The organism is Advenella sp. FME57 (genome assembly GCF_014897675.1).
GTDB lineage: Bacteria > Pseudomonadota > Gammaproteobacteria > Burkholderiales > Burkholderiaceae_B > Advenella.
This window is the reverse complement of the sequence record NZ_JABUXU010000002.1, coordinates 214,499-238,185: the sequence shown is the minus strand read 5'-3', so window position 1 is coordinate 238,185 and position 23,687 is coordinate 214,499. Positions and strand designations below refer to the sequence as shown.

At 55.5% G+C, this 23,687-nt stretch carries 17 protein-coding genes and 1 pseudogene; 8 read left to right on the top strand and 10 right to left on the bottom strand.

Features of this window, described 5'->3' with window-relative positions:
• Positions 1–36: 36 nt before the first annotated feature.
• The 3 genes from INT32_RS04070 to gdhA all read left to right on the top strand — a co-directional run bounded on the left by INT32_RS04070 (position 37) and on the right by gdhA (position 6,021).
• Positions 37–3,597: an indolepyruvate ferredoxin oxidoreductase family protein gene (locus INT32_RS04070; protein ID WP_193087442.1), complete on the top strand. Its 3,561-nt coding sequence runs from the start codon at positions 37–39 to the stop codon at positions 3,595–3,597.
• A 296-nt stretch (positions 3,598–3,893) separates the two neighbouring features.
• Positions 3,894–4,301 carry a heme-binding protein gene (locus INT32_RS04065; RefSeq protein WP_193087441.1) on the top strand — a complete coding sequence of 136 codons (408 nt, stop codon included), beginning with the start codon at positions 3,894–3,896 and terminating at the stop codon, positions 4,299–4,301.
• A gap of 367 nt (positions 4,302–4,668) precedes the next feature.
• On the top strand, positions 4,669–6,021 hold the full coding sequence (gene gdhA / locus INT32_RS04060) for an NADP-specific glutamate dehydrogenase (RefSeq protein ID WP_193087440.1): 1,353 nt from the start codon (positions 4,669–4,671) through the stop codon (positions 6,019–6,021).
• A 204-nt stretch (positions 6,022–6,225) separates the two neighbouring features.
• Here the strand turns inward: gdhA and pnp are convergent, their stop codons facing one another.
• Both pnp and rpsO read right to left on the bottom strand, forming a co-directional pair.
• Positions 6,226–8,388 carry a polyribonucleotide nucleotidyltransferase gene (gene pnp, locus INT32_RS04055; protein ID WP_193087439.1) on the bottom strand — a complete coding sequence of 721 codons (2,163 nt, stop codon included), beginning with the start codon at positions 8,386–8,388 and terminating at the stop codon, positions 6,226–6,228.
• Between the two features lie 159 nt (positions 8,389–8,547).
• Positions 8,548–8,817, bottom strand: coding sequence for a 30S ribosomal protein S15 (gene rpsO, locus INT32_RS04050; RefSeq protein ID WP_193087438.1), 270 nt, complete (start codon positions 8,815–8,817; stop codon positions 8,548–8,550).
• Positions 8,818–9,340: 523 nt separating this feature from the next.
• Between rpsO and INT32_RS04045 the strand changes: the two genes are divergently transcribed.
• Positions 9,341–9,952 (top strand): hypothetical protein, encoded by a 612-nt coding sequence (locus INT32_RS04045; protein ID WP_226816480.1) that lies wholly within the window; start codon positions 9,341–9,343, stop codon positions 9,950–9,952.
• A gap of 194 nt (positions 9,953–10,146) precedes the next feature.
• Here INT32_RS04045 and pssA read toward each other — a convergent pair.
• Both pssA and INT32_RS04035 read right to left on the bottom strand, forming a co-directional pair.
• A pseudogene (pssA, locus tag INT32_RS04040) lies at positions 10,147–10,908 on the bottom strand (CDP-diacylglycerol--serine O-phosphatidyltransferase); the annotation flags it as partial.
• A complete protein-coding gene (locus tag INT32_RS04035; RefSeq protein ID WP_193087436.1) occupies positions 10,905–11,588 on the bottom strand; it encodes a phosphatidylserine decarboxylase in 684 nt (227 codons plus the stop codon). The pseudogene pssA and the gene INT32_RS04035, both read right to left, overlap by 4 nt.
• 762 nt (positions 11,589–12,350) lie before the next feature.
• On the opposite strand from INT32_RS04035, the gene INT32_RS04030 reads away from it, so the two are divergent.
• The 4 genes from INT32_RS04030 to INT32_RS04015 all read left to right on the top strand — a co-directional run bounded on the left by INT32_RS04030 (position 12,351) and on the right by INT32_RS04015 (position 15,618).
• Entirely contained in the window at positions 12,351–13,241 is an 891-nt protein-coding gene (locus INT32_RS04030) for an amino acid ABC transporter substrate-binding protein (protein ID WP_193087435.1), read from the top strand.
• 83 nt (positions 13,242–13,324) lie between these two features.
• Positions 13,325–14,089: an amino acid ABC transporter permease gene (locus INT32_RS04025; protein ID WP_193087434.1), complete on the top strand. Its 765-nt coding sequence runs from the start codon at positions 13,325–13,327 to the stop codon at positions 14,087–14,089.
• A gap of 9 nt (positions 14,090–14,098) precedes the next feature.
• Positions 14,099–14,866: an amino acid ABC transporter permease gene (locus tag INT32_RS04020; RefSeq protein WP_226816478.1), complete on the top strand. Its 768-nt coding sequence runs from the start codon at positions 14,099–14,101 to the stop codon at positions 14,864–14,866.
• A gap of 17 nt (positions 14,867–14,883) precedes the next feature.
• A complete protein-coding gene (locus INT32_RS04015) occupies positions 14,884–15,618 on the top strand; it encodes an amino acid ABC transporter ATP-binding protein (protein ID WP_193087563.1) in 735 nt (244 codons plus the stop codon).
• Positions 15,619–15,786: 168 nt separating this feature from the next.
• On the opposite strand, the gene pcaF is transcribed toward INT32_RS04015, so the two are convergent.
• The 6 genes from pcaF to INT32_RS03985 form a co-directional block, all read right to left on the bottom strand.
• Positions 15,787–16,989 carry a 3-oxoadipyl-CoA thiolase gene (gene pcaF / locus INT32_RS04010; protein ID WP_193087433.1) on the bottom strand — a complete coding sequence of 401 codons (1,203 nt, stop codon included), beginning with the start codon at positions 16,987–16,989 and terminating at the stop codon, positions 15,787–15,789.
• 48 nt (positions 16,990–17,037) lie between these two features.
• Positions 17,038–17,676, bottom strand: a complete 639-nt coding sequence (locus INT32_RS04005; RefSeq protein ID WP_193087562.1) for a 3-oxoacid CoA-transferase subunit B — start codon at positions 17,674–17,676, stop codon at positions 17,038–17,040.
• Positions 17,677–17,688: 12 nt separating this feature from the next.
• Positions 17,689–18,369: a 3-oxoacid CoA-transferase subunit A gene (locus INT32_RS04000; protein ID WP_193087432.1), complete on the bottom strand. Its 681-nt coding sequence runs from the start codon at positions 18,367–18,369 to the stop codon at positions 17,689–17,691.
• An 86-nt stretch (positions 18,370–18,455) separates the two neighbouring features.
• The gene (locus tag INT32_RS03995; protein ID WP_193087431.1) at positions 18,456–20,105 is read right to left on the bottom strand and encodes a long-chain fatty acid--CoA ligase; all 1,650 of its coding nucleotides are present in this window, start codon (positions 20,103–20,105) and stop codon (positions 18,456–18,458) included.
• Positions 20,102–21,280 carry an acetyl-CoA C-acyltransferase gene (locus INT32_RS03990; protein ID WP_193087430.1) on the bottom strand — a complete coding sequence of 393 codons (1,179 nt, stop codon included), beginning with the start codon at positions 21,278–21,280 and terminating at the stop codon, positions 20,102–20,104. Before INT32_RS03990 ends, INT32_RS03995 begins: the two co-directional genes overlap by 4 nt.
• A 226-nt stretch (positions 21,281–21,506) precedes the next feature.
• A complete protein-coding gene (locus INT32_RS03985) occupies positions 21,507–23,591 on the bottom strand; it encodes a 3-hydroxyacyl-CoA dehydrogenase NAD-binding domain-containing protein (RefSeq protein ID WP_193087429.1) in 2,085 nt (694 codons plus the stop codon).
• Positions 23,592–23,687: the final 96 nt, after the last annotated feature.

Below are 23,687 nucleotides of genomic sequence, written 5' to 3'. Positions count from 1 at the left end.
GCTTATATGCATATGGACCATATCGGAGACAAAAGTATGAATGCCCCACTACCTAAAGTGGCACAGGATGCCCTGAAGAATACCACCATTGACGACAAATATAGCCTGGAAAGAGGCCGCGTCTATATGAGTGGCACCCAGGCGCTGGTGCGCCTGCCCATGCTGCAGAAAGACCGGGACCGGCGCGCCGGGCTGGATACCGGCGGATTCATTTCCGGGTACCGTGGCTCGCCCCTGGGAAATCTGGACTTGAGTCTGTGGAAGGCAAAAAAATACCTCGCCGAACATGAGATCTCGTTCCAGCCCGGCGTCAACGAAGAGCTTGGCGCCACCGCGGTTTGGGGTTCACAGCAGGTCAATCTGTTTCCCGGCGCAACCAAACAGGGTGTATTTGCCATGTGGTATGGCAAAGGACCGGGCCTGGACCGCTCTATGGATGTATTCAAACACGCCAACTCGGCCGGCTCCAGCCAGTTTGGTGGCGTGTTGCTGCTGGCAGGCGATGACCATGCCGCCAAATCATCCACGGTGGCCTATCAGTCCGAGCATAACCTGCAATCGGCCGGCATCCCCGTTCTATACCCCAGTAATGTGCAGGAATATCTGGACTTTGGCGTACACGGCTGGGCCATGAGCCGGTATTCGGGCCTGTGGGTTGCCATGAAATGCGTTACCGACGTGATCGAATCGAGCTCGTCGGTCGAACTGGATCCGGACCGCGTCCAGACCATTACGCCGCCGGACTTTGACATGTCCGAGGGTGGTTTGTCCATTCGCTGGCCCGATCCACCGCTGGACCAGGAAGCCCGGCTGAACAATTACAAATTCTACGCAGCGCTGGCCTATGTGCGCGCCAATAAGCTGGACAAGATCATTTTTGATTCGCCCAAGGCCCGGTTCGGCATCATGACTGCCGGCAAGGCCTATCTGGACGTGCGACAGGCGCTGACCGATCTGGGCCTGGACGAAGCGACCTGTACGGACATTGGCATTCGGCTGTACAAAGTGGGCTGCGTCTGGCCGCTTGAAGCGCAAGGTGCCCGACACTTTGCCGAAGGCCTAGATGAGATCCTGGTGGTCGAAGAAAAACGCCAGATCATGGAATACGCCCTGAAGGAAGAACTGTATAACTGGCGCGACGACGTCCGTCCCGATGTCTACGGTAAATTTGATGCGCGCGACGATGGCGGCGGCGAATGGTCAGTACCCCGCGGCAACTGGTTGCTGCCGGCCAATTACGAACTATCGCCTGCCATTATCGCCAAGGCCATTGCCAAGCGCCTGGAAAAGCACGCGCTTCCCGACGAGGTGCGCGCCCGCATTCAGGCCCGCATTGCAATTATCCATGCCAAGGAACAGGATGCCAAACGGCCGGTCGTCGTGCAGGAGCGCAAGCCCTGGTTCTGTTCCGGCTGCCCTCACAATACGTCGACTCGCGTGCCCGAAGGCTCGCGTGCAGTGGCCGGTATTGGCTGTCACTATATGACCATCTGGATGGATCGCAACACCGATACCTTTACCCAGATGGGCGGAGAAGGCGTCCCCTGGATCGGACAGAAGGACTTTACGACCACCAAGCATATTTTTGCCAATCTGGGTGACGGTACTTATTTCCATTCAGGCATTCTGGCGATCCGCGCCTCAATCGCAGCCAAAGTCAACATCACCTACAAAATTCTATACAACGATGCAGTTGCCATGACAGGCGGGCAACCTGTGGATGGCACGCTAACGGTGCCACAAATCAATGCCCAACTGCATGCAGAAGGCGCTGTCCGCATCGTGATTGTCAGCGACGAGCCTGAAAAATACAAAGGGGTCAGCCTGATTGGCAACCCCGACGTATTCCATCGCGATTCGCTGGATGATGTACAACTGGAACTGCGCGATACCGAAGGCACGACAATCCTGATCTACGATCAGACCTGCGCGACCGAAAAACGCCGACGTCGCAAACGCAATGCCTACCCCGATCCCGACCGGCGCGTCTTCATCAACGAAGCGGTGTGCGAGGGTTGCGGCGACTGCGGCGTCAAATCGAACTGCCTTTCCGTGGAGCCGGTGGACACGCCGATGGGCAGCAAACGCCGCATCAACCAGTCCTCCTGCAACAAGGACTACTCCTGCCTTAACGGCTTTTGCCCCAGCTTTGTGACCGCTGAGGGCGCCAAAGTGCGCAAGCCCCAGACCGCCACGCTATCATTTGAAAAAATAGAAGCGGACATTCCAGCGCCTTCGACGCCCTTGATCGAACGCTCGTACAACATTCTGGTGCCTGGCGTAGGCGGCACCGGGGTGGTCACCATCGGCGCCCTGCTTGGCATGGCGGCACACCTGGAAGAAAAAGGCGTCAACGTACTGGACATTACCGGACTAGCGCAGAAAGGCGGCGCCGTCGTGAGCCATGTACAGATCGGCAACCGGCCGGCAGACCTGCATTCGACCCGCATAGGCATGGGCGAAGCCGATCTGATTATCGGTTGCGACGCCATTGTGGCAGCGTCCCGCGAGATTACATCCAAAACCCGCAAGGGCATAACGGTAGCGGCTATCAACAGCGCCAAGGTGCCGACCGCAGAAATTTTCCAGAACCCGAAATGGCAGTTCCCTTCTGCCATTACCGAGCACGATATGCTGGATCTGCTAGGCCGGGAAAAATGTGATTTTCTGGATGCCAATGGCTATGCGGTTGCGCTGCTGGGCGATGCCATTTTCGCCAACCCGCTGATGATGGGCTACGCATGGCAAAAAGGATGGATTCCCCTTCACCACGAAAGCCTGGAACGCGCCATCGAACTCAATGGCGTTGCCGTTGACAAGAACCTGGCCGCCTTCGAATGGGGTCGCTATCTGGCGCATCATGGCCTGCAGTCTGTACCGCTTGGCAACAGCAAGCGCACGACGCGCCACGAGAACCTGATCAGCATGCCGGAAAGCACCGACGCGCTGATCAAGCGCCTTGAGCAACATCTGACGAAATACCAGAACGAGCGGTACGCACGACGCTTTACGCAGGCGGTCGCGCGCATCCGCGAGACCGAAAAAGAACGTGGCTTCAGCGGCCATATCCTGACCGAGGCGGTGGCCCGCAACCTGGCCAAGCTAATGAGCTACAAGGATGAATACGAGGTGGCTCGCCTATACACGGACCCCGCCTATTTTGACAAACTGCGTGAGCAGTTCGAAGGCGAGCCGGGTCGCGACTATGCACTGCATGTTCATCTCGCGCCGCCCGCGTTCAGCAAAAAAGATAAAAAAGGGCATCTGATCAAGAAGAAATATGGCCCGTGGGTGATGAAGACCTTCGCTATTCTGGCGCACCTCAAACCCCTGCGCGGCACCGCGCTTGATCCCTTTGGCCGCACCGAAGAGCGACGCGCCGAGCGCGCCCTGATCGAAGAGTATTTCGCCTTACTGGATGAAATCGATCAGAGCCTGAATGACGCCAACTACGATACGGCTGTGGAGCTGGCCCGCCTGCCCGACGATATCCGTGGCTATGGTCATATCAAAGAGGCCAATATGCAAAAAGCTGCGGCGCGGCGAGCGCAATTGCTTGAAGCCTATCGTCGTACTGCATTAAGCAAGGCAGCATGATGGTATTGGCAGCGGCGCCCCGTTGCGCCGCTGCCAATCGCCGTCGTCGGTCGCATCCGGCCAGTCGATGCCACATAGGGTCCCGTCGCCTGCGTTTACAAGACGCTGACACGGTTATGCATCCAGCCAGCGAAGCGGGCATTGTTCTCATCCTGGGCCGACCAGATAGACACCAGCGCCGCTTGCCTGCGCATTGATTCGAAACTTTGGTGCACACTGCTTTATCATCAGAAGTTACAAACCCGGCATGGTTCCTCACTATAATAGGCGGTTTGACAACCCATTTCGGAGCCATTATGAAAACCAAGCCCGTTCTCGTCCAGGAAGACGTACAGAAAATCATCGATGCAGCGGCCGCGCACGCCAGCAAAAACAACTGGGCCGTGACCATCGCCGTGACTGACGATGGCGGCCATCTGCTGGCCCTGAAACGCCTTGATGGCGCTGCGCCGGTTTCCGCCCATATTGCGCCGGCCAAAGCCCATGCAGCAGCGCTGGGCCGCCGCGAAACCAAAGGCTACGAAGAAATGATCAACAATGGTCGCTACGCATTTCTGTCGGCACCAGCCATTTCAGGCATGCTCGAAGGTGGCGTGCCTGTTGTGGTTGATGGCCAGACCATTGGCGCTGTCGGCGTATCAGGTGTCCAGGCCAGCCAGGACGCTGAAACAGCCATAGCCGGTATCACCGCAATTACAGGCTGATCCACCAGCCCATCGCACCGCCCGGGGTTGCCGTGATCCACACGGCGCCTGCCTGGCGGGCCTCATGGCTGAGTACTTCCGAGAATGGTCGCCCTGCCCCGGAATGTAGCAGGCAACAAGGAAAAGCGCACCAATTGGATCCAATATACTTATATATTCATCAAAATGCGCCAAAATAAATCAGGGCAATCACCTAGATAGTGCATTTTTCGCTGCACTGCACACAATATAGCGGTATTATATTTACCCCTCGCATAACAATCATTGTGCATCCCGCCGTTTTCACCCTGCAGCCCTACGCGTTGGGTACGCCCGGCGTGCATACGTTTGCCTGTAACCCTTAATCTGATCATTACATTCAATTCATATGACATATATTGATACGACGCTGGCCCGACTGGCCAAATCCAGCCCATCGCAATCGGAGTTCTATCAGGCTGTCCTGGAAGTACTCGAATCACTTTCTCCGCTGTTCGAAAAAGAAAAGCATTATCTGGATCAGAACATCATAGAACGTATCGTTGAGCCTGAGCGTCAGATCATGTTTCGGGTTACCTGGGTAGATGACAAAGGTAAAATTAACGTCAACAAGGGCTACAGGGTCGAGTTCAACTCCGCCATCGGTCCATACAAGGGCGGCTTGCGTTTTCACCCCAGCGTCTCGTCCAGCATTATTAAATTTCTTGGCTTTGAGCAGACGTTCAAGAACTCGCTCACCGGCCTGGCTATCGGCGGCGGCAAAGGCGGCAGTGATTTCGATCCCAAAGGCAAGTCAGACAATGAAATCATGAGTTTCTGCCAGGCCTTTATGTCAGAACTCTACCGACACATCGGCCCCACCATCGACGTGCCGGCCGGCGACATTGGTGTCGGCGGCCGCGAAATAGGCTACCTTTTCGGCCAATACAAACGCCTGACTGGACGCTACGAGGGTGTGCTTACCGGCAAACGCATTCCATGGGGTGGTTCGCTGGTGCGCACCGAAGCGACCGGCTATGGCGCGGTCTACTTTGCCCAGAATATGCTGCAAAACAAAGGCGACCATCTGGATGGCAAAATCTGCGCCGTATCGGGCGCCGGCAACGTGGCCATCTACACGATCGAAAAACTGTATCAACTGGGTGCAACGCCAGTGACCTGCAGCGATTCGCGCGGCATGATATACCACAAATCCGGTATTAATCTGGAAACGCTCAAGCAGCTCAAGGAAAAGCAGCAGGCGCCTCTGCAGAACTATCTGCAAGCGCATCCCGATGCCGTTTACAAGGCTGCAGCCGACTATGCGCCTGGCCGCAACGAGGTATGGTCCGTTCCCTGCGATCTGGCCTTCCCCAGCGCAACACAAAACGAACTGAACCAGGCCGACGCATTGGCCTTGCTCGCCAACGGCTGCAAACTGGTGGCAGAAGGCGCCAATATGCCTTCCACGCCTGAAGCCGTCGAGGAATTTCTCAAGGCCCGCATCCATTACGCGCCTGGCAAAGCAGCCAACGCCGGTGGCGTTGCCACCAGTCAACTCGAAATGGCGCAGAACGCCTCCATGATTCAGTGGAGTTTTGACGAAGTTGACCTGCGCCTGAAAAACATCATGAAGAATATTTTCACCAACGCATGGGAAACGGCAGACGAATTCAACCAGCCAGGCAACCTGGTGCTTGGCGCCAATATCGCCGGCTTTCGCAAGGTCGCTGATGCCATGATCGATCAGGGCGCGGTCTGATCTACGATTGCCGCCAACCGATTGTCGCGCTCGCTGCAATCGATTGGCCTGAGACACAATAAAAAAACTCCTGGTCATTTCTGATCAGGAGTTTTTTTTGCACGGCCTTTACGTTTACCAGTGATACATCAACTGCCAACACCGCAACGGCCTGCGGTACCAGAGTATTGCTTCTGACGAAACAATACTCTTTGCCGGTATGGCTTACTCAGCAGGTTTTTCAGACGGCTCGCCGCCTTCTGCCGGCGCATTTTCCTGCGCACCTTCCAGCCCGCCCAATGCCTTGGCTGACAAACGCAAACGACCGCGATCATCAGCTTCAATAACCTTGACCTTGACCTTCTGTCCTACTGTCAGCACATCATTGATGTTGGCAATACGGTAGTTGGCGATTTCAGAAATATGCAACAGGCCATCACGACCAGGCAGAATCTGCACGATACCGCCAAAGTCCAGCAGACGCTGTACGGTACCCTCGTAGACCTGACCCACTTCAACCACGGCAGTCAGTTCAGCGATACGACGCTCGGCTTCCTTGGCTTTGTCCAGGTCGGCGCTGGAGATAGTGACCACGCCTTCGTCGCTGATATCGATATGGCAACCGGTTTCTTCTGTCAGCGCACGAATCGTGGCGCCACCCTTGCCAATCACATCACGGATTTTTTCCGGATTGATTTTCATGGACAACATGCGCGGCGCAAAGGTAGATAGTTCTTCACGCGAACCGGTCAGCGCCTCGGTCATTTTACCCAGAATATGCATGCGGCCTTCGCGGGCCTGAGCCAGTGCGACCTGCATAATTTCCTTGGTAATGCCCTGGATCTTGATATCCATCTGTAGCGCAGTGATACCATTTTTAGTGCCGGCCACTTTGAAATCCATATCGCCCAGGTGATCCTCGTCGCCCAGAATATCGGTCAGCACAGCAAACTTGCCACCGTCCTTGATCAGGCCCATGGCCACACCGGCCACGTGATCCTTGACAGGTACGCCCGCATCCATCATGGCCAGTGAGCCGCCGCAAACGGAAGCCATGGATGAAGAACCGTTAGATTCTGTAATTTCAGATACGACGCGAATGGTGTACTGGAAATCTTCGTGGGCAGGCAGCGTTGAAATCAGTGCGCGCTTGGCGAGGCGGCCATGGCCGATTTCACGGCGTTTCGGTACGCCGAAACGACCGGTCTCGCCGGTTGCATACGGAGGCATATTGTAGTGAAGCATGAAACGGTCGCGATGTTCGCCCATCACCGAGTCAATAATCTGCTCATCCTGCTTGGTGCCCAGCGTAGCGATAACCAGCGCCTGAGTTTCACCACGGGTGAACAGTGCGCTGCCATGGGTACGAGGCAACACGCCCAGACGGATAGAGATAGGACGTACCGTACGGGTGTCACGACCGTCAATGCGAGGCTCGCCAGCCAGGATCTGGCCACGCACGATTTTGGATTCCAGATCGAACAGAATATCGTCGACCGCAACCCCATCAGGTGCATCCTGACCAGCCTGCGCTGCCTGCTCAGCCAGCGTTTGCTTAACTCCGGCAATCACTTCACGCAGTTTGGCCGTCCGTTCCTGTTTCTGACGGATTTCGTAGGCGCTTTTCAAGCCCGATTCGGCAGCGGCGGTCACCGCAGCGATCAGCGCTTCGTTTTTGACTTCTGGCTGCCAGTCCCACTCGGGTTTACCGGCTTCGGCCACCAGGTCATGAATGGCATTGATTGCAACCTGCATTTGCTCATGGCCAAACACCACGCCACCCAGCATCACTTCTTCGGACAACTGTTTGGCTTCGGACTCAACCATCAGCACGGCATTTTCGGTACCGGCAACAACCAGGTTCATTTCTGAATCCACCAACTGGTCCTGTGTCGGATTCAGCAAATACTGACCATTGGTATAGCCCACGCGCGCAGCGCCGATAGGGCCGTCAAACGGAATGCCGGACACGGCCAGCGCAGCTGAACTACCGATCAGTGCCGCAATATCGGGATCAACCTGCGGATCGACCGACAGCACGTGAATAATGACCTGTACTTCATTATAGAAACCTTCAGGAAACAGCGGACGCAAAGGGCGATCGATGAGGCGGGACGTCAGTGTTTCTTTTTCGGAAGGCTTGCCTTCGCGTTTGAAAAAACCACCGGGAATACGGCCGGCAGAGTAGGTTTTCTCTACATAATCAACGGTAAGCGGGAAAAAATCCTGTCCAGGCTTGGCATTTTTTGCTGCAACGACGGTGGCCAGCACAACGGTATCACCCATTGAAACCACAACGGCGCCTGAAGACTGGCGGGCGATTTCGCCGGTTTCCAGCACAACAGTCTGATCGCCATACTGAAACGACTTGGTCACTTTGTTAAACATTTTTCAATCCTTACAATAAAGCCAGAGAGATCTGTCCGTTTTCAGCCGCACACCACGATTCTGTGTACGCGTCCAAACCCCGTTCCGGCACAATAAAAAAACCGTGCCAGGCGCCAGCCTGGCGCTCTGCACGGTTTTGTGTTGGGCGCAAACCCAATATCACTTACGCAGACCGAGTTTTTCGATGAGTGAGCGGTAAGCGTCAGGGTTACGACCTTTCAGGTAGTCGAGCAGTTTACGGCGACGGCTAACCATGCGCAACAAACCACGACGTGAGTGGTGGTCTTTCATGTGTTCTTTGAAATGACCGGTTAATTCGTTGATACGAGCGGTTAGCAATGCAACCTGCACTTCGGGAGAACCTGTATCGCCCTGAGCGCGACCGTATTGAGTAACAATTTCAGATTTTTTGATATCAGCAACTGACATATCGAATAAGCCTCATTAACTGGCGGTAAAACCGAGGCGTTTTACCGTGAAGTATTAAAAATAAAATATCGGATAATTTCCCGACCGAACCACCATAAGCATAAAACAGAAATAGCCTGATGGATATATCTGCCGACACCGGCGTTTGTGATTGCATTGGCCTTCCAAGCAAGCCTGGTCACTACCGTGTCAGGACTTTGCGAGAAGCAAAGCAAACGATCAGCAACAGCCCCAGCGATCCGACAGCTAAAAAACAACTGTCATATTAACCATTGGTTTTGATGCACGATTGATTGCGCCGCGCTGAGCATCTGTTCCCGGAAATACGGCATACACTTTTGCCCGGATAGACGACTGCGTACCCCACCATACTCGCTCTGATCTGTCCTGTTGCGGATTTACACGCTACAATGAACACGTCAGATGCCATGCAGGGCTGCATTTTTGGCTTTCAGTCAAGACCGACAATTATATATGATTCAGCCCGAAAACACACGCAAACCTTAGCCATACAGGTTCAAATATGCCTAATTTCCGTTGTTTTTCCCAATTTCCGGGCTTTTTTTCCAACACTGGCCTGCACCGCCGGCGCAAAAGTCCGTTTTTTTCGCAGGCGGCTGCGCCGCGCAAACTGCTGCGCACCGTGAGTCTGATTGGCCTTTGCGTGACGTTGGGTGCTTGCGCCAGTTACCGGGACGTACCGCCCAATTCGCCAAAATCCGTCGTCCTGGAGACCATGGGGTCGCCCAATTTCACCTGCCCCACCGCCGATGGCGGCACCCGGGCCATCTGGACCCAGCAGCCCAACGGTCAATATGCTTACGGTACGCGTTTCAATAGCGCGGGCATCGCCGATCGGATGGAATCCATCCTGACCGATGAGAATTTTCGCAAGCTGGACAAGGGGGTATGGACACCACAGGACGTCACCTGCGAGTTCGGCCCACCCGCTAAGGTGACCCGCGTGGGGCTGGGCGAGAAAAATGAAGTGGTCTGGGAATATCGTTACAAGCAGGCCAATGCCTGGAACTCACTGATGTATGTCTATCTGGGCCGTGACGGCCAGCAGGTAACACACCACCATCCCGGCCCAGATCCCGCCTATGACCATGAGTTTGAAATCATGGGCTTTTAAGAACGTGCCGGATTCCGGCACGTTCCTGGTCAGTCTTTTTTGAACCAGTCTTTGGGTTTGTCCTGGTCCGGTGACTCCGCAATATGCGGTTCATTGCGCGTCGGCGATTGCGACCGACCAGCTTGATCCGCCTGATCCGCCTGATCCGCCTTATGCACCGTCGCAGCGTCCTCTGGCTTTGCGCCTGCAGCCTCTGCCTCCCTGCTCTCGCGGCGGCTATCGTGTAACTGCTGCGCCCGACGCCAGCGCCAATACCACACGGTCCAACCCGACAACCCATACACAATAAACAACAGGAAAAGCACAATGGGAGGATCGGACGATACAAAAGCAAAAATAAGCACCAGCACCAGCATGATGTTTTGCGGCGACAGCTTTTTCTCCAGCGCCAGAGACTTGCCGCTGAAAAACGGCGCATTTGAAATCATGCAGATACCGGCGTATACCGTCAGCACAAAGGCCAGCCAGGCCAGCGATTCATAGTCTGGGATACGATTATCGACCGACAGCCAGACAAAACCGGCCACCAGCGCCGCCGCGGCGGGACTGGGCAACCCCTGAAAGAACCGGCTATCGACCACACCGATATTGGTATTGAAACGAGCCAGACGCAACGCCGCACCAGCCACGTATATAAAGGCAGCGATCCAGCCCCAGCGTCCCAGTGCCTGCAACTGGTATTCATACATGACCAGCGCCGGTGCAATACCAAAAGACACCATATCGGACATGGAATCATATTGCTCGCCGAAAGCTGACTGGGTATTGGTCAGCCGCGCCACGCGACCGTCCATGGCGTCCAGCACCATCGCGACAAAAATGGCGATGGCTGCCACCTCGAAACGCCCGTTCATGGCTTGCACCACGGCATAAAAGCCGGCGAACAAATTGGCCGTCGTAAATGCATTGGGCAGCAGATAAATAGCGCTGCGCGGACGTGGCAGATTTTCGTTCATAACGTATCGCTTTGATTGACCGATGAAGCCGGTTCGGGCAGGTCAGCCAGTGCAGTAGAAGTGGCCGACACCTTATCGCCAATGGCTACCCGCGGGCGGGAAGCTGGTGGCAGATAGACGTCGACACGTGAACCGAAACGAATGAATCCATAACGCTCTCCGGCCTGCCGGCTATCGCCCGGCTTGACATAGCACAGAATGCGGCGGGCCACCAGACCGGCAACCTGCACAACAGTCACCTGCTCGCCGGAATCGAGCGCGATATGAACCGCGTTTCTTTCGTTCTCGACCGACGCCTTGTCCAGCGCGGCATTAACGAAAGAACCAGGGTAATACTGAACCTGGGTTACCCGCCCGCTAACCGGGAAGCGGTTGGAGTGAACATTGAATACATTCATGAACACGCTGATCTTCAGGGCCTGTTGCTTGGTATATGGGTCGGTGGTTTTGTCTACCGACACAATCCGGCCGTCAGCCGGTGACAGCACCACGCGTTCGCCGTCAGGCGCCTGGCGTTGCGGGTCACGAAAAAACTGAATCACAAAAATGGCCAGCAGCCAGAAGATCAGCCCTGCAGCAATGGACCACCACGACACCAACAGCGCCAGAATGAGGGAGCCGGCGATAAAGGGCCAGCCCTCTCGGGCCAGAACAGGATGCGGGTAGGAGGGTTTATACATGCAATTGGAAACCGGCTGATTAAAACGTCATTTTAGTCGCAAACACCTGCAGCGGAGAATGGGGATACACCAAAAGTGTAATTTTTGTATTGCACCCTGCATTTTCCTGGCGATCGGTGCAATGATGCCCGCTGTGCCAGACCCGCCCGAATCAGCGAAGTACAACACGCTGCTGGCCCACACTTTGCCCTCAAGGCAGCGCAGCATTTGCCAGACGATCGTCGCAGGCACCCTTTGCCTGCATTGTTTCCACATGCCAGCTCCCTGAACCTCAGGGCACCCTCTCCAGCTATTGTTATGCGTTGTCACAGTTGCCGAGTGGCTGTGGCTGTGGCTGTGGCTGTGGCTGCGGCTGCAGGCTACGGCTACGGTTGTGGTTATGGCAGCAACTACCGTTGCGAGCCTCCTGCCAACGCGCTGCCCCCGGGCATATGCGGGGGAAATGCAAATGTGATTATGTCATTCATCGTGGCAGCGACGGTTTCGCATCAGCAATACATTTTTCCCGCGCGCGCCATACTGGCGCCACCAGCAAACCGCACCGGTTTTGCACATCGGCAAAATCGCTTTGGTGCGTAGTAATGCCACCATAATGCAATGTGTATCTATATGTATATTTTGTTTTAAAGTACATTAAAATCCATTAAAAATAGAATTGCAGTTTTAGTCCAAAAGACAGTTTGTCAAAAATTAGGGTAAAACCTGAACCCTAAGCATGAGCATTTCGTTCATACTAGCAACACCGTTATAAAGGAGTTTTCCATGAAGTTATCAAGTCTCGTGCTTGCTGCACTTATTTCTTCAATTGGTTTGTCCGCCCACGCCGAAGGCCGTCTGGACAAAATCAAAAGTACAAAAACAATTTCTCTGGGTCATCGTGACTCCTCTATACCCTTTTCCTATCTGGACGGTGGAAAGCCAATTGGATACTCCAAGGAAATTTGCGACGGCATCGTCAAAGCGCTGGAAAAACAGTTGGGCACAGAACTCACTATCAAACAGGTTCCCGTGACCTCGGCCAGCCGAATTCCCCTGATCATGAATGGTACGATCGACCTGGCTTGCGGCTCGGCAACCAACAATGCTGAACGCCAGAAACAGGTCAGCTTTGCGCCGACCACATTTGTGACCGCTACCCGCTTCGTCTCGGCCAAGGCTGACAATATTAAGGATGTCGCCGGCTTCAAAGGCCAGACGGTGACCTCCACGGCCGGCACCAGCAACATCAAATGGCTCGCCGCTACCAATGCCAAGGAAAACCTGGGCATGAATATTATTCCTTCGAAAGACCATGCGGGCGCCTTCCTGACAGTTCAGGCCGGTCGTGCCAAAGCGTTCTTCATGGATGACGTGTTGCTGGCCAGCCTGGTTGCCAACTCTGAAGATCCTGACAAATGGATCGTCAGCGACACAGCGCTCACCACCGAGCCTTACGCGATGATTCAACCCAAAGACGATCCCGAGTTCAAGAAAGCGGTGGATGACGCAGTGATCGCCATGATCAAGAGCGGCGAACTCGAAAAGCTCTACAAAAAATGGTTTGAAAATCCCATTCCTCCGAAAAACATCAATATGAATCTGCCTATGTCGGAAGCCCTCAAGAAAGCGCTTGCCAATCCTACAGATTCACCAGACCCGGCTACATACCAATAAACCGGCCTCTGTCCGACGGCACAAAACCCGCTTTCGCTGTGTTTTGTGCCGTTTTTTGTTTTCTATAAATTGCGTTTCAAATTATGTCAATCTCCACAATATTTTGTGACCCGGCCAATATCGATAACGCGTCCCTGTTCTGTCAGATATCCCCCAGCGGGAATACCTATATGGAGGCATTCGTCTCCGCTGTCGGTTGGACACTGCAGCTGTCTGCTATCGCGTGGGTGCTCGCATTTGTCATGGGCGTCGCGGTGGGTATCGGGCTGACCAGCCAGAATCGGCTGGTGTCCAGAATCTGCTCTGGCTATGTCGAGCTGTTCAGAAATATCCCCCTGCTGGTGCAACTGTTCCTCTGGTACTACGTGATCCCCCAGGTGCTGCCAGAACAAATAGGCAAGGCAATCATCAGCATGCAGTACCCCTATTCGGTCTTCTGGCCGGCGGTTTTGTGTCTGGGGCTGTTTACCTCATCGCGGATTGCCATCCAGCTGTCCTCGGGCATTCGCTCGCTGCCGCGCGGACAATCCATGGCGGCGACGGCGCTTGGCCTGACACGCTTTCAGATGTACAAGTATGTGCTGTTGCCCATGGCAATGCGCATCATTACCCCGCCACTGACCTCTGAAATGCTCAACCTGCTGAAAAACTCTTCGGTTGCCTACACCATCGGCTTGCTGGAGATTACCGGCGCAGCCGCCTCCATGCAGGAATCCACATTCCAAACTTTCCCTTCATACCTGGCGGCAACCGCCCTGTATGTCATCATCAACTTATTGATTCTGGTAATCATGTCGGCCGTTGAACGTTTCTTCAGTGTTCCTGGCTTTATTTCAGGAAAAGGGTAGGAGCACATGATGAATTTTCAAGATTTACTTCTCTCCGCCTCATCGGTCAGCATTGCCGCCTTTGACTGGGGCGTTATCCAGCAGGCCGCGCCCGCACTGCTAATGCAAGGCCTGGTTTTTACGCTCAAGCTGACGCTTTATTCCACGGTTCTGGCATTGATCTGGGGCACTGTACTGGCAATGATGCGCCTGTCGTCCATCAATATTTTCCGTTGGTTCGCCGGCTCCTACGTCAACATCATGCGTTCGCTGCCGCTGATCCTGATCCTGTTCTGGTTCTTCTTCCTGGTGCCGTATATTCTGGGTTGGGTCGACTTCATGTGGGCCACCTATATAGAAGGCAACGAGTCTGCCAGGATGGTATCGCGGCCACTGAACGGGTTTACCTGCGCATTGATTACCTTCACGCTGTTTGAAGCCGCCTACTTCTGCGAAATTATGCGTGCCGGTATCCAGTCGATCGCCCGCGGGCAGGTGGGCGCAGGCTATGCGCTGGGACTGCGTTACTTTCAGGTAATGCGACTGATCGTGCTGCCACAGGCTTTCCGCAATATGCTGCCTGTGATTTTCACGCAAATGATTGTTCTTTTCCAGGATACGTCTCTGGTGACCGTGTTGTCACTAAATGACCTGCTGGGTATGGCACGCATCAACGCCGACATTACCGGTCGCCCAGTTGAGCTGTACATATTCGCAGCGGCTATCTATTTTGTCATCTCTTTAGTTTGCTCTCGTCTGGTCAAAGTGATCGATCGGCGTTTGACGATTATTCGATAAGGTATTTCTCCATGGCTATGATTGAATTTAAAAACGTTAGTAAATGGTATGGAAAATTCCAGGTTCTGACCGATTGCACAACCGAAATCAGCAAAGGTGAAGTTGTGGTGGTTTGCGGTCCGTCGGGCTCAGGCAAATCCACACTGATCAAAACCGCCAACGGCCTGGAGCCCTTCCAGAAGGGCGAGATTTTCTTCAACGGCGTCTCGGTGGGCGGCCCGAAAACGGACCTGCCTAAACTGCGCTCCAAAATCGGCATGGTGTTTCAGCACTTCGAGCTGTTCCCGCACCTTTCCGTCATGGAAAACCTGGCGTTGGCTCAGATCAAGGTTCTGGATCGCTCCAAGGGCGAGGCCATGGAACGCGGCCGCAAGCTGCTGGACCGCGTGGGACTCATTGAACACAAGGACAAGTTCCCGGGCCAGCTGTCTGGCGGCCAGCAACAGCGTGTGGCCATTGCCCGGGCGCTGGCCATGGATCCCATGGCCATGCTGTTTGATGAACCCACATCGGCGCTTGATCCTGAAATGGTCAACGAGGTGCTCGATGTAATGGTCGATCTGGCCAAGGAAGGCATGACCATGATGGTAGTGACCCACGAAATGGGTTTTGCCCGCAAAGTGGCTGACCGCGTCGTCTTCATGGACGAAGGCCAGATTGTTGAAGATTGTGCCAAGGAAGAATTCTTCGGCAACCAGGAAGCACGCTCCGAGCGGGCCAAGCATTTCCTCTCGAAGATCCTGGGGCATTAAACCGCTGGTTTTTCCCATAAAAACCGCTGGTTTTTCCCATAAAAAAAAGGCTGGGCAACATAGATTGCCCAGCCTTTTTAATTTACCGCTATATACGTTTACCGCTGCATGCGTTCAGCAGTGCCGACGTTCTCGCCCCGCCACGCTAACGCACTGGCCGAACATGCTTTACACGCGTTCGATGATGACAGCAGCACCCTGGCCGACACCAATACACATGGTGCACAAGGCATACTTGCCGCCGGTACGCTGCAATTGATACATGGCGGTCGTTACCAGACGCGCACCGGACGCACCCAGGGGGTGACCCAGGGCAATCGCGCCACCGTTCGGGTTCACATGCGCTGCATCGTCAGGCAGGCCCAAATCACGCGTCACGGCCAGCGCCTGTGCAGCAAAAGCCTCGTTCAGTTCTACCACATCCATTTGTTCGATCGTCAGGCCGGTTTTTTCCAGCACTTTGCGCACGGCCGGGATGGGACCCACGCCCATGATGCGTGGTGCCACACCGGCCACGGCCATCCCTACTACGCGTGCCTTGGGCTTGAGGCCATATTTCTTGACCGCCTCTTCTGAGGCCAGCAGCACCGCGCAGGAACCATCATTCACTCCTGATGCATTGCCCGCCGTCACGCTGCCATCAGGGCGTACAACGCCCTTGAGCCTGGCAAGCGCTTCCGGCGTCGTCGCACGCGGGTGCTCGTCCGTATCAACTACCACGGGATCGCCCTTGCGCTGAGGGACGCTCACGGGAATAATCTCCTCCTTGAATACGCCATCGGCAATGGACTTTGCAGCGCGCTGCTGGCTGCGTAATGCAAATGCATCCTGATCGGCACGAGAGATCTTGAAGTCGTCCGCGACGTTTTCAGCAGTCTCCGGCATGGAATCCACGCCAAACGCCGCTTTCATTTTCGGGTTGATAAAGCGCCAGCCGATCGTGGTATCTTCGATTTTGGCAGCCCGGGAATAGGCGGATTCGGCCTTGCCCATGACAAACGGCGCACGTGACATGCTTTCTACGCCGCCGGCGATCATCAGATCGACTTCGCCCGATTTGATGGCGCGCGCAGCCGTACCCACGGCATCCAGACTGGATGCGCAAAGGCGATTCAATGTCGCGCCCGGAACCTGTACGTCAATTCCCGCCAGCAACAGCGCCATGCGGGCAACGTTACGATTGTCTTCGCCGGCCTGGTTGGCGCAGCCATAGATTACATCGTCCAGTTTGCTCCAGTCTACGTTCGGATTACGTTCCATCAATGCCTTGATCGGCAGTGCAGCCAGGTCATCGGTGCGCACGGTGGACAGACCGCCACCATAGCGACCAATCGGCGTACGGACAGCATCACAAATATAAGCGTTATTCATACATTTCCTCTGTGTTATTTCATTCTGATATTAATAGCTATCGGATACTCAGGCGAAAATCAGTTTCGCGCCAGTGAGCGACTGCAGTTCTTCATCTGTGATATCGACGAGTTTTTCCACCACTGCCATACCCGCCGGCGTGACTTCCAGGACGGCGATATCGGTGTAGACACGACTGACCACGCCCAAACCTGTGACTGGGAGCGTGCACTTTTCCAGAATCTTGGGCGACCCGTCTTTGGCATTGTGTTCCATCAGGATGTACACCTTGCGGGCGCCCACAGCCAGATCCATGGCCCCACCTACTGCCGGTGGTTCGCCGGGGCGGCCCAGCGACCAGTTGGCCAGATCGCCGTCTGCAGATACCTGCATCCCGCCCATGATGCACAAGTCCAGATGTCCGCCGCGCATAATGGCAAACGAGTCCACGTGGTGAAAGAATGCGCCGCCGGTCAGCAATGTGACCGGTTTTTTTCCGGCATTGATCAGCTCACCGTCAATGTCATCGCCTGTCGCGGCAGGGCCCATACCCAAAATGCCATTTTCACTGTGCAGCAGAATTTCGTCTTCTGGCTTGAGGTAGTTGGCGACCAGCTCGGGCATGCCGATACCGATATTGACATAACTGCCGGGGGCGATATCTTTGGCCAGGCGTTCGGCCATTTGGTTTCTGTTCAATTTATTCATCATATGACCTGCTTAACTGGAGATGGCCGGATTGGCTACTTCGACAATCCGATTCACGAAAATGCCGGGGGTGATAATCGTTTCCGGATCAAGCTGGCCCAGTTCGACTTTCTGCTTCACCTGAACGATGGTGGTTTTTGCCGCCATGCACATGACCGGCCCGAAGTTGCGGGCAGCCTTGCGATAGATCAGATTTCCCCAGCGGTCGCCCTTCTCTGCCAGCACCAGTGCAAAATCGCCGTGTATCGGCGTCTCGAACACATAGTCAACACCGTCGATATTGCGCGTTTCCTTGCCCTTGGCCAGGTCGGTGCCATAGCTGGTTCTCGTATAGAATCCGCCGATCCCGGCGCCGGCAGCGTGCAGTCGTTCTGCGATCGTGCCCTGCGGAACACACTCGAGCTCAATTTTTCCGTCTTTGTACATCTCGTTAAAGACGTGCGAATGCGAAGCCTTGGGAAATGAGCAGATCATTTTACGTACGCGACCTGCCTTGATCAGCGCCGCCAGCCCCGTGTCATGATTGCCCGCATTGTTGTTGACGACGGTCAGCTCTTTTGCGCCCTGATCGATCAGGGCATGGATCAGTTCCGTCGGGTGGCCCGCGCCACCAAACCCGCCGATAAGCACAGTGGCGCCATCAAAGACATCGGCAACCGCAACCTGTATATCGTCTATAAATTTGTTGATCATCTGTTATACCTGTATTCTCTTTTGTCTGAATCTATATTTATGCCATTACTGGTGCAAGTCATTATTTCATATTTCGCTTGTGTTATTTACCCGAGCGCGCGCCACAAGACTTTTCCTGAGGACGTTTTAGGCAGCGCGTCGGTGAAGGCGACAATCCGTGGCGCCTTGTACGCGGCCATTTTCTGGCGGCACCAATCCAGGATGTCCTGTTCAGTGACCCTGCCGCGGCTACCGTCGCGCAATACAACCCAAGCCTTGACGGTCTCGCCGCGTTTTTCGTCAGTCACGCCAACAACGCAGGCCTCAAGAATCGCGGGATGCGCATACATCATGGATTCCACTTCGGCTGGCCAGACCTTGAAACCCGAGGCATTGATCATGCGCTTGAGCCGATCCACCATAAAGTAGTATCCGTCCTCATCCATGCGCCCCAGATCTCCGGTGCGCAAAAAACGCTTGTTGTCAATACTGATGAATGCGTCGGCCGATGCCTGTTCATTGTTCCAGTAGCCCTGCATGACCTGAGGCCCATGCACGACGATTTCGCCAACCTCACCCTGCGGCAGCTCCTGCAAGGTGACCGGATCAATAATACGGGAATCCACATCAAAAATCGGAATCCCCAGACATTGCCTTTTGGGATACCGCTCCGGGTTTATGTGCGTTGGCGCCATGACTTCGGACATCCCGTAACCTTCGATGTAGGTCAGGCCAAACTCGCGTTGCAGTTTTTCTGCAACCGCTTCGGGCATGGCCGCCCCACCCCCGCTGATCCGGGCAATACTGGACAGATCATAGGCAGACAGGTCGGGCATGGCCAGCAGATCAACCACCATGGCAGCGATCAGCGCCAGCCGGCCAACGCGATGGCGCTCGATGCATTGGGCCGCCACCACACGATCCCAGCGCGTCATAATAACGATGGTCGCGCCCAGATAAATGGCACTGTTCATGACCCCTTCCATGCCGGTAACATGAAAAAACGGCAACACGCCCAGAAAAACTGCGTCCTGATTCCCTCCGTCATACCATACCGCTGCGGACACCGTGTTATACATGGTGGAGCGGTGGGTATGAACGCAGCCTTTGGGATGGCCGGTGGTGCCTGACGTATACGGCATGACAGCCATATCTGCCGGCACGGCCGATGAGGGCAACGGGCCCCGGCCGCCGGCCAGTGCGTCGCGCCAAAGCACTACGCCATTACCGGCCAGGGCCTGCGCAGGCTCGGCAACAACATCCGGTACGTGTTGATCCGATCCTGCCGGGGGCAGATAATCATGATACGCCGCCACCAGCTTGCTGGCCGGCGCCGCAGCGCCAAGTAAAGCAACCTGCTCATGCAGTTCCTGACCATAGATGATCACAGTGGCGCCGGTATCACGAATGTAATGTTGCAGCTCGTCGGCCCGGTTCATCGGATTGACTGGCACCACCACCGCATCGGCCCGCAAAATCGCATAGTAGGCAAGCACGAATTGCGGACTGTTTTGCATATACAGCAACACCCGGTCACCCTTGCGCACGCCACAATCGTGCTGCAGAAACCCGGCAAGGGCCTGCACCTGCGCCAGCACCTGCCCATAACTGTAGCTGGCGCCGTAATACACCAGACAAGGCTTGTGCGGATAGCGCAGAGCTGATATCTCCAGATTGGCATGCAGCGCCGTTTCCGGTACGCTTAGCGACCGACTGCGCCCACGCGGCCAGACGGCGGAATAATCGGGGCGGTTCATGCCACTTCGAACAGCCCTGCCGCGCCCTGGCCACCACCGATACACATAGTGACCACCACGTATTTAACCCCCCTGCGCTTGCCCTCGATCAAGGCGTGGCCGACCATGCGGGCGCCAGACACGCCATACGGATGGCCGACAGCAATCGCCCCCCCGTTGACATTGAGCCGATCATCGGGAATACCTAGTTTGTCACGGCAATACAGCACCTGGCAGGCGAAGGCTTCATTCAATTCCCACAAACCGATATCATCGACCTTCAAGCTGGCGCGCTCGAGCAAACGTGGCACCGCAAAAACCGGACCAATGCCCATTTCATCGGGCTCACAACCTGCTACGGCAAACCCGCGGAAAATGCCCATTGGGCTCAGACCGCGCTGACGCGCCACTTCGGCATCCATCAGCACGCAGGCCGATGATCCGTCTGAAAACTGGCTGGCATTTCCCGCCGAGATAACGCCTTTGGGGAACACCGGGCGGATTTTGGACACGCCTTCAAGCGTGGTATCGGGACGGATCCCTTCATCTGCAGCAATGGTTACTTCACGGCGGGCAATGCCGCCGGTTGCCTTGTCAAAGACGCTCATGACAGTTGTCATGGGCACAATTTCATCATTGAACAGCCCTTCTGCCTGCGCCCGGGCGGCACGCTGCTGGCTGCGGGCGCCATATTCGTCCTGTGCCTCGCGCGAAATGCCATAGCGCTTGGCCACGGTTTCCGCTGTCTGCAACATACTCCAGTACAGCTCGGGTTTGTGCTGACGCAACCATGGGTCCTGGCGCATGAGGGTGTTAGCCTCATTTTGCACGCAGGAAATACTTTCAACGCCGCCGGCCACCAGCACCGGAACCTGGTCGACAATAATGCGCTGCGCCGCCATGGCAATGGCCTGCAGCCCCGACGAGCAGAAGCGGTTGACGGTTACCCCGCCTGCGCTGACCGGCAGGCCGGCCCGCAAGGCAATGGCCCGTGCGATATTGCCGCCGGTTGTGCCTTCAGGCAAGGCCGAACCGATGATCACATCTTCCACTTCAGTTGGATCAATACCGGCGCGCGCGACTGCGTGCGATACTGAATGCGCACCCAGCGTTGCGCCATAGGTCATATTGAAAGCACCCTTCCAGGACTTTGCCAGTCCGGTACGGGCGGTTGAAACAATTACAGCTTCTCTCATGTCTCTTCTCCAGGTCGGGCGCATGACATTGGGCTGTGCAGCGCCAAGATCAAGGCCAACCAAAGCAAACTTCAATTGTATCGGAACAGAAAATACATAATCCTACTGGCACTGGCAGACACGAAACGTCCAGTTTCCTGGCATAACCCGCTATCGCTTGCCGCCTGCCGCCTGCCCGTAGATGTAATACGGTTGGCAGGCGATACCCTGCCTGCCAATGCACTTTCTACTTCAGCGCTTCACCACTTTGCGCATGCTTTTCCAGCAAGACCGCCGCTTGCCATGCCCCGGGCCGGGCCGAACCAGCGCCAAATTGCCTCAGTGCCCGCACGACATTGAACAGGCCGGCCTGTTGCGCATAGTGCATAGGTCCGCCGCGATGTAACGGGAAGCCATAACCATTCAGGTAAACAATGTCGATATCCGAGGCGCGCAGGGCAATGCCTTCTTCAAGAATCTTCGCCCCTTCATTGGCCAGCGCGTAAACGCAACGCTCCACAATTTCCTGGTCGCTGATTTTGCGCGGCGCAACGCCCTTTTCCTGGCGGAAGGTTTCGATCAGTTTTTCGACCTCTGGGTCAACCTGCGGCTTGCGATCGCCCGCAACATAACGATACCAGCCCGCCCCAGTTTTCTGACCAAAACGTCCGGCCTCGCACAGGCGGTCGGCCACAACCTCTTCATAGGCTTTCGGATCGGCCTCCTTCTTGCGCTTGCGGATCGCCCAGCCAATGTCCAGACCGGCCAGGTCACCCACGCGATACGGGCCCATTGCAAAACCGAATTTTTCCAGCGCGCGGTCGATCTGCGAGGGTGCGGCACCCTGCAGCATCACTTCATCTGCCGCATCGCGGTAGGCATACAGCATGCGGTTGCCGATAAACCCATCGCACACGCCCGAGACCACCGGTTTCTTGCCGATTTTCTTGCCCATGTCAATACATGTAGCCAGCACATCTTTGGCCGTTTTTTCACCGCGCACGATTTCCAGCAGTTTCATAACATTGGCCGGGCTGAAAAAATGCAGCCCGATCACATCTTGCGGGCGTTTGGTAAAAGAAGCGATCTGGTCGACGTCCAGGGTTGAGGTATTGGAGGCCAGAATTGCACCTGGTTTGACGACACGATCAAGTTCACGGAATACGACTTCCTTGACCCCCATATCTTCAAAGACGGCTTCAATAACCAGGTCAACTTCGCTCAATGCGTCATAGGACAGGGTCGTGCTGAGCAGGTTCATGCGTTCTTCAACCTGCTCGGCCGTAATCCGCCCTTTTTTCATGGTGTTTTCATAGTTCTTGCGAATGGTGGCAACCCCACGCTGCAGCGCTTCTTCCTTTTGCTCAAGCAGGATCACCGGGATGCCGGCATTCAGATAATTCATACTGATGCCGCCACCCATGGTGCCAGCGCCAATCACGCCGACCAGGCCAATCGGACGCAATGGGGTATCGGCCGGCACATCGGGAATTTTTGTCGCTGCGCGTTCAGCCGCAAACACATGACGAAGCGCCAGTGATTCGGGCGAGGCCAGCAGTTGGGTAAAGTGCTGGCGTTCAAATGCCAGCCCATCATCAAAGGCCATGTGCGTGCTGGCCGCTACTGCCTCGACGCAGGCAGCGGGCGCAGGAAAGTGCGCAGAGCCTGCCTTGACCGCGTTGCGGGCGTTGAGCAACAAGGCGTCGGCATCGGCATCGCCAACTGCCAGATCGCGAATCCGCTTGAGCGGTGCATCACTGGCCAGGCCTTTGGCAAACTCAATGGCCGCCGCTTGCGGCTCACCGTCAACAACTTTATCAAACAGCGCGGTATCGGCAAGCGCAGCGGCTTTGACGATCTGGCCGGAGACAATCATGTTCAGCGCCTTTTCCAGTCCTACTACCCGTGGCAGCCGTTGGGTGCCGCCCGCTCCAGGCAGAATGCCAAGCTTGACTTCAGGTAAACCGACCCTGGCCGCTGCAGCAGCAACGCGATAGTGCGCGCCAAGCGCAAGCTCCAGCCCGCCGCCAAGACATACGCCATTGATGGCAGCCACTACCGGCTTGGCCGATTGCTCCAATACTTCTATGACCGTGCGCAAGGTGGGCGCCTGCAGCGCCTTGGGCGTACCAAATTCTGTCACATCCGCACCGCCGGAAAAAGCCCGCTCGGACCCGCCCAGCACGATCGCCCGGATTGCTCTATTGCTGTTGGCGCGATCGACGCCCTCTACAATGGCTTTGCGCAACCCATGACCCAGGCCGTTGACCGGCGGGTTATTGAATGTAATGACGGCGATTCCGTCCTTTTCTTCGTAAAAAGCGTGATCCATGGCGATGTCTCCTTGTCTGGCTCGATTAAATACATGGCACGTCGTTACTACGCCATTTGTTTCGCATAGCAGAACTAATGTGCCCCGAGAATTCTT